We start from the raw sequence: 6793 nt of genomic DNA on the forward strand, positions 1-6793 counted from the left end.
CCTGGGGCGGGGCTCAGGGACAGCCGGAGCTGACCTGGAGGCCGTCATGGGCCATCCACCCGTTGCGCTTCGTTCCCGTGGCGGCGATGACGTAACCGTAGAGGAATTTCATGGTGCCGGACTGCTGGCGGTAGCGTCCCGCGCCATCCTGGACCCACAGGGGAATGTCGATGGACGGCACGCCGTGCTCGGTGGGGACGTCCAGGCGCTGGAACTTCGTGCCCGCGGGGAAGTGGTCCACCGCGGGGCCGCCCAGCGCGAAGCCCGGCACGTTGAAGACCAGGTTCGCCGAACGCAGACCATTGGCGCGAACCAGCGGCAGGTAGTCGCCCGCGCGCTCGTGCGTCGCCGTGCTGTCGTAGACGACCTTCTTGAATTCGAGCGTGGTGTCGTGCCAGTCGCGCACGGCGTAGCAGCCCAGCTTGTCCAGGCCCGCGCCCAGCGCGGAGACGTGGCCGACCTTCTGCTCGAAGGACGTCCTCCCCAGGATGCTGGAGATGGGCAGCCACCCGGCGCTGGAGTTGGACGTCGACACCGCGAAGGCGTGCTTCTCACCCGCGAAGGTGCGCGTCTGGCCGTGGTTGAAGGCCGCGCTCGTCCGCGTGTTGGTGCCCACCACCGTGCCGTGGCCGTCCCGGATGGGAACACCCGTCACCAGGCCCCAGTTGTCGTCCTCGGGCGCGTTGGTGGGCACGCGGTTCCCACCAGACGCTTGCAGCTTGCAGTTGTAGGGGCTGACCAGACAGTAGGTGCCATTCACACCGGAGAACGCCGCCTGCTCCCGTGAAGCGAGGGCTTCGTCCGAACCGGGAGCCGTCGGGGATGGGGCTTCGTCTCCACAAGCGGAGGCCACGAGCGTCGCCGCGATGAGGGCATGGAGTGGGATTCGCATTCTGGGATGGGAATTCGACTTCCTCTCGCCGCTCCGCATCCTCCGGAGGCGTTCCTTCGTGAAGCGCTACCGCGCCTCCGGCCGGAGGTAGACGACCACCTGGGGCGTCTCATCCACGTAGAGGCCCGTCACCGGCGTGCGCGTGCCGAAGGCCTGCCACGTGAGGAACTCGTGCTCGCGGAACTCCTGGTGGTACTGGTACGCGACGATGTCAGCGTCCGCCGGGCTGCCCACCGCGCGCAGGTCCTTCCGCAGCATCCCGTTGCGCTGGTAGTCGCGGAACGAGCCGCCGTGCACCTCGTGCAGGAACAGGCGCGCGCCCTGTTTCGCGTTCGCGTTGATCCACGGCAGCACGCCGGTGACGTGGCTGGACCAGAACTGGCGCTGCATGCCCAGCGTGGCCGCGCCTGGCAGTCCACCCGCCAGCTCCGAGTACGCCGCCGTCCCGTAGGGGAACACGCGCACCGAGTACACCAGCGCGGGGGCCAGCAGCACGGCGAACACCGGCACGGCCACCGCGGCCTGGGGCAGTGAGGGCCACTTCCCCTTCAGCCGCTCCCACAGCGCCGTGCAGCCCCGGGCCACCGCGGCGCCCGCGAGGATGCCCAGGAACACCATGGACGGGAACCAGTGCTTCACCCCGCCGAAGTGCGGCACCTGCGGGTGGCTGATGATGAGGATGGACGTCACCGCGTTCACGCACACCAGCGCCTCCGTCATCGTCACCGGGCGCTCCACCCACGCGCGCGTCCGCGCGAAGGCACCCAGCACCATGCGCGCCACCAGCGCCGCCAGGCCCGTCACCATGGGGACGAAGATGCTGGTGGGCACCGTCAGCGCCGTCTTCACGACGACGTAGGCGAGCGGGAAGGGCGGCTCGCGCAGCAGCTGGTTCAGATAGAACCAGGCGTAGTGGTTGTGCTTCGCGTGGAAGGCCAGGTACCACGCGGTGCGGTCCACCGGCTGGTGCCACAGGTAGGGCCAGTGCAGGTAGAAGATGACGGGCCCCAGCACCGCCATGGCGGCGATGGGCACCAGCGCGCGCGTCACCGGCGCGCTCACCTTGTCCACGCCCTTGAGCACCCAGGCGCCGCCCACCGCGAGCCCCGCGAACAGCAGCGTGTGCGGGCTGAGCAGCAGGAACTTCCGCTGGAAGCCCTCGCCGCCGCCCAGCGACAGCACCAGCAGGCCGTAGAACACGGCCACCGCCGTGAAGACGCCCACGAAGCGGCCCAGCCAGGCGCGGGCCTCCGGCTGCCCCTGGCTGGCGCTGTAGGCGCGCCACAGCGCGAAGGGCGTCAGCACGAAGGGGAGGAACAGCGCGTTGTGCTTGGTGGCCAGCGTCAGGCCGAAGGCCACGCCGCACCACAGGCCCCAGCGCACGTCCTCCAGGGCGCGCCAGAAGCAGTACACGACGAGCAGCCACATGGCGGCCACGGGGACGTCGAAGCACGCCATCTCCGCGTTGAAGTACTGCCGCGGCACCAGCATGAAGGCGAAGGCGGCGAACAGCCCCGCGAGGCGGCCGTACATGGCGCTGCCCAGCAGGAAGGACAGCGCGGGAATCAGCGCCGCCAGGGCGAAGGCGGGGAGGCGGAACGCCGTCGCAGACCGCATCCACCCCAGCCCCGTGTGGAAGAGCAGGTGGCTCAGGCCGAACAGCGTCTTCATCAGCACCGGGTGCTCGTGGTTGTAGTCCCACGCGCGCACGATGGCCGCGTCCGTCAGCGCCCGGGTCGGTGACTGGAAGAGCTGCCGGAACCAGCTCGCGTAGCCCTCCGCCGCGATGAAGTAGACGCTCTCGTCGCGCGTGTAGCCCACCGCGGACTCCGTCAGCCACAGCGCCGCGAAGGCCAGCACCCAGAGCGCCCAGGCCAGGGACTTCTCGTCGCGCGTGGGGGCGCGTCCTCGCATCATCCCCGCACTCCCACTTCGGGCTCCACGGCCAGCACGTCCAGGCACACCTGCCGCCGGTCCGCGTTGTCCGCCTGCACCCAGACCTTCACCGTATGTGGCGCGCCCTGGGGGAGCCGGACCTCGGCCTTCTGCACGCCCTCCAGGCCCGGCGGTATCGCCAGCGACAAGAGCCGCGCGCCGCTCGCCGCGTCATCCACGCCCAGGTGCGTGGTGGAGAGGCGCGAGTCCTTGGGGAAGGCGTGCTCGAAGATGATGCCGCCCTCCAGCCTCAGGCCCAGGCCACCGGGCACGCCGTCCAACTCCGCCACCAGCCGCTGCTTGCCGCCCGGCGCGTGCATCCACAGGCAGCGCCGCGGCTCGTAGAGGATTTCATGCCACTCCGGCGCCACGTACAGGTGCGTGGGTCCGGGGCAGCGGTGCGCCTTGCCGTCGAAGGGACAGTCGCGGCGCGTGCCGTCCGGCTGCTCCAGGTACACGCGGGCGCGCGCGTAGGCCTCCGTGGCGGTGAAGCGCCGGGGCCGGTGCCGGCCGTTCTCATGGAGCGCAAGTGTCAGCGTGCCATGCCGCGAAGGCGCACCCACCGCGCGGCGGCCGGGCAGGAAGGTTTCGAGGAAGCCCGCCTCGTCCGAGCGGGGCAGCTCCGGCTGACCCAGCACCCAGACCCGCGGGTGCGCGGACAAGTCGTCCCGGTCCGAGCCCAGGTAGCCGTACACCGGCAGCGAGGAGGGGACGAAGAGGCGGGCGCGCTCCGCCCACCAGGGGAAGAGCAGCACCGCGTCACCAGGCTGGGCCTCCGCCTGGAGGCGCTCCGCCACCGCGCGGTAGTCCGCCTCCGACGGGAGGCGGCCTGGCAGGCGCAGGTGGAAGAGCAGGCACAGGAGCGCGACCAGGAGCAGGCCTCCCAGCTCCACGAGGGGCAGCGCGCGGGTGAGGCTAGGACTTCGCAAGGCGAATCTTCTGCTCGCTCTTTTCGCGGCAGAAGGTGCAGAAGATGGCTTCACCCTGAGCGAAGGACGGCGTCCAGGGCGGGTACATCGAGCAGCGCGGGTCCAGGCAGTGGTGCAGCTCCCAGAGGTGGCCCAGTTGGTGGAGCGCGTGCCGGGTGACGGCCTTGAAGGCGCTCTCCAGGTCCTTGTGGGGCGCGATGGTGAGGATGGCGCGGTCCTTCCCCTGGCGCGCGAAGCCCGCCGTGGGCGCCACGCCGCTGGGGAGCTCGCGGTCCTTCAGCTTGCGCGTGGTGAGGAGCAGCACCTTGTCGTCCTTGTAGGAACGGATGCCCTGCACCTCATCCATCAGCTTCTCCGCATCCAGCGGCTCGGACATGCCCGCGGGCACCTCCGCGCTGCCGGAGTGCTCACTGCCCACGCCGAACGCCGTGTAGAGCGTGCGGTTGAACTTCGCGAGCTGCTTGTCGTCGAAGGGGTCCAGCGTCACGACGCGAATCACGGGGCGTCACCTCGGCGGAAGGGCCCCAGGTGCAGGGGCCCGTCGGTCCATGGGGCTTTCAGCTCTCACCCTCGGGCGGTTTGACCTTGGGCGGACGGCCGCGCTTCTTGGGCGCGGCGGGGGCGGCGCCCTCCGCCTCGGGCGGCTTGGGCTTGGGCGGACGGCCGCGCTTCTTCGGCGCCGCGGGCTCGGCGCCCTCGGCCGTGGCCTCCGGCTTGGGCTTGGGCGGACGGCCGCGCTTCTTCGGGGCGGCGGGCTCGGCGCCCTCGGGCGCCTCCGCCTTGGCCTTGGGCGGACGGCCGCGCTTCTTGGGGGCGCCTTCCTCGGAGGCCTCGGCCTCCTCGGACTCGCCTTCCTCGCTGGACTCCTCGTCGGACGGCTCGGAGGGCTCCTCGTCGGACGGCAGGTCCAGGTCGCTGTCCAGGCCCAGCAGGTCGCTGTCCAGGTCCAGGTCGCCGTCCTCGCGCTGGAACTCGGCGGCGGTGCGCTTGGGGCGCTCGCGGCCGGGCGGGAAGAGGACGATGTCGATGGCGTCCTCGGCGTTGACCTCGGCGGTGCCCAGCGCGGCGGCGACCTCCGTCACCAGCAGGTGCCGGGCATTGTCGTAGAGCTCGCGCTCCTTGGTTGGCAGCGGGCGCAGCTCGCTGAGCACCTGGAGCCCCTTCACCACCTCGGCCAGACCCATGATGCCGCCTTGGGTCATCCGGTCCAGGTTGGTGCGGGCTCGCTGCTTCCAGTCGAGGTCGGCCTTGTCGCTGTCCGAGCGGAGGAAGGAGAAGATGGCCTCCACGTCCTCGGCGGATGCGACCTTGCGCACGCCGATGGAGAGCACCTTGCCCTCGGGCACCATCACGACGGCGCCATCTTCTTCGCGGCGCATCGTGACGAAGGTGAGCTTCTGTCCCGCCACTTCCTTCACATCGATGGCGGAGACTCGGCAGACCCCTTGGTTCGGATAGACGACCCGGTCGCCAACCGCGAGCTGGAGTGACGCGGACCCTTCAGGCATGTCCCCCTCACGGGTGAGGTTGGTGGGCTGAACGTCGGAACAGGCCCGGGCTTAGCACCGAGCCACGTCGGACGCCACGAGTTTACCGGGGGATTGCCGCTGGACGTGCGTCCGTGCGCTGAACCCCGAGGAGGTTGCCCAGCACCCGCTGCTGCCCCGCGTCCAGCGCCGCCTCGACCTGTGCATCCGTTGGCTCCATCCCGTCCACTCCCGGCCGGGCGTCCACGCGCGCGGCCATTCCCAGGGTTCCCATCAGGCCGAACACGGCCACCGCCACCAGCTTCTTCATGGTGAGTCCTCCGTGGCGCCCAGGGTAGGGGGCAGCCTCCGGTGATCAACTTTTCGGCGACAGGTCGCTGCACCGCTGTAGCGGCACGTTACCGGGTGGGAGCGGGCGTGGGAGGCCCCGGAGGGGGAGCGGGCGAGGTGCCGGGGGCTGCCACGGGCGATACCTCGAGCACCAGGCTGCCGGTGTTGTCGGCCAGATGGTCGTCGGGGAAGGCGAGCTGGAGCCAGGAGGCGCCCCGCAGGCGCAGGGGGCGGCCCAACTCCAGCAGCGTCAGCAGGCCGGACGCGCTCTCCGGCCCCTCTCCGGCGCCGTACAGGCCCAGCACGCGGCCCACCGGCCCCCCGTCGAAGCCCCGTGTGCGCGCGGACTCGGCGGTGTCCCGCAGCACGACGTCGTAGTGCGTGTCCGGCTCCAGCCCGCTCAGCAGGAAGCGGTCGGCGCGTGACAGCTTCACCGCGTGCGTCCGGGCGTCCACGCGCAAGGTGGTGACGGGGCCGTCGTTGTCCCATTCGCGCACGCGGACCAGCAGCGTGCCGTGGTTGTCCGTCCGATTCGAGTCCAGCAGGAAGACATGGAGGCGCGAGGCGTGGCGCACCAGCCGCTCCTCGCCGTCCAGCACGCCGAAGGACTCATGCGCCGCAAGCCGCGCGTCCCCCTCCAGGAAGTAGCCGGCGTGCTCCACCAGGCTGGCATGGCCCAGCGAAGCCCAGCCCTCCACCTGGACGCTGTAGGTGCGCGACGGGTCCAGCCGCATCTGCGCGGTGGAGAGGTAGGGCACGCGGAAGGCGTGCGCCACGCTGGACAGGGACATCCGCTCGGCGGGCATCCGCACCTCCTGAGGAGGCGTGGCGCGGTGCGGCTGCTGGGCGGGGCCTAGAATCCGCTTGGGGAGCAGGCGGGCATGGACGGCCAGGGTGGTGCCACGCTCGGCCCGCACCGTCTGGCTCCACGCCACCATGCCCGGGACCTGGACCTCCAGCAGGTGCTCCGCGTCCGCGGGAAGCTGCGTGAGCAGGGCGGGCGTGCGCGCCGTCTGCGGCTGGCCGTTCACCCGGATGGCGGCGCCCGGGGGCGACGAGCTCAGCTCCACGGAGAAGGTGCCCGTGCTGTTCGACACCAGCAGGGCCAGCGTGGCCATCAGCGCCACGATGATGGGCGCGCCCAGGGTGACGGCCCGGGGCATGCCCATCGTCCGCGATGCCGCCGCGTCCAGGGGCGGGACACCCGGGCCGGGCAGGAG

General features: G+C 71.1%; 7 protein-coding genes. All 7 read right to left on the reverse strand.

Annotation, left to right across the window (positions count from 1 at the left end; genetic code table 11):
* Positions 1-13: 13 nt before the first annotated feature.
* The gene (locus HV824_RS22915) at positions 14-892 is read right to left on the reverse strand and encodes a hypothetical protein (RefSeq protein WP_176424210.1); all 879 of its coding nucleotides are present in this window, start codon (positions 890-892) and stop codon (positions 14-16) included.
* A gap of 66 nt (positions 893-958) precedes the next feature.
* Complete coding sequence (locus HV824_RS22920; protein WP_176424211.1) at positions 959-2809, reverse strand: glycosyltransferase family 39 protein; 1851 nt, start codon at positions 2807-2809, stop codon at positions 959-961.
* Entirely contained in the window at positions 2806-3756 is a 951-nt protein-coding gene (locus HV824_RS22925) for a hypothetical protein (RefSeq protein WP_176419278.1), read from the reverse strand. Before HV824_RS22925 ends, HV824_RS22920 begins: the two co-directional genes overlap by 4 nt.
* Positions 3743-4255 carry a hypothetical protein gene (locus HV824_RS22930; RefSeq protein ID WP_163783489.1) on the reverse strand — a complete coding sequence of 171 codons (513 nt, stop codon included), beginning with the start codon at positions 4253-4255 and terminating at the stop codon, positions 3743-3745. The genes HV824_RS22925 and HV824_RS22930 overlap by 14 nt, the downstream gene beginning before the upstream one ends.
* A gap of 58 nt (positions 4256-4313) precedes the next feature.
* A complete protein-coding gene (locus HV824_RS22935) occupies positions 4314-5264 on the reverse strand; it encodes a CarD family transcriptional regulator (RefSeq protein WP_176419279.1) in 951 nt (316 codons plus the stop codon).
* An 82-nt stretch (positions 5265-5346) separates the two neighbouring features.
* On the reverse strand, positions 5347-5553 hold the full coding sequence (locus tag HV824_RS22940; protein ID WP_176419280.1) for a hypothetical protein: 207 nt from the start codon (positions 5551-5553) through the stop codon (positions 5347-5349).
* Positions 5554-5641: 88 nt separating this feature from the next.
* Positions 5642-6793 (reverse strand): PEGA domain-containing protein (locus tag HV824_RS22945; RefSeq protein ID WP_176424212.1); only part of this gene is annotated, 1152 nt, incomplete at its 5' end.

The sequence above is a fragment of the Myxococcus sp. AM009 genome (genome assembly GCF_013372605.1).
Lineage (GTDB): Bacteria > Myxococcota > Myxococcia > Myxococcales > Myxococcaceae > Myxococcus > Myxococcus vastator.

What these genes read in the sequence shown, in the direction of transcription:
- HV824_RS22935 (WP_176419279.1), bottom strand. Translation starts at nt 5,264, where the DNA reads ATGCCTGAAGGGTCCGCGTCACTCCAGCTCGCGGTTGGCGACCGGGTC.
- HV824_RS22915 (WP_176424210.1), bottom strand. Translation starts at nt 892, where the DNA reads ATGCGAATCCCACTCCATGCCCTCATCGCGGCGACGCTCGTGGCCTCC.
- HV824_RS22940 (WP_176419280.1), bottom strand. Translation starts at nt 5,553, where the DNA reads ATGAAGAAGCTGGTGGCGGTGGCCGTGTTCGGCCTGATGGGAACCCTG.
- HV824_RS22920 (WP_176424211.1), bottom strand. Translation starts at nt 2,809, where the DNA reads ATGATGCGAGGACGCGCCCCCACGCGCGACGAGAAGTCCCTGGCCTGG.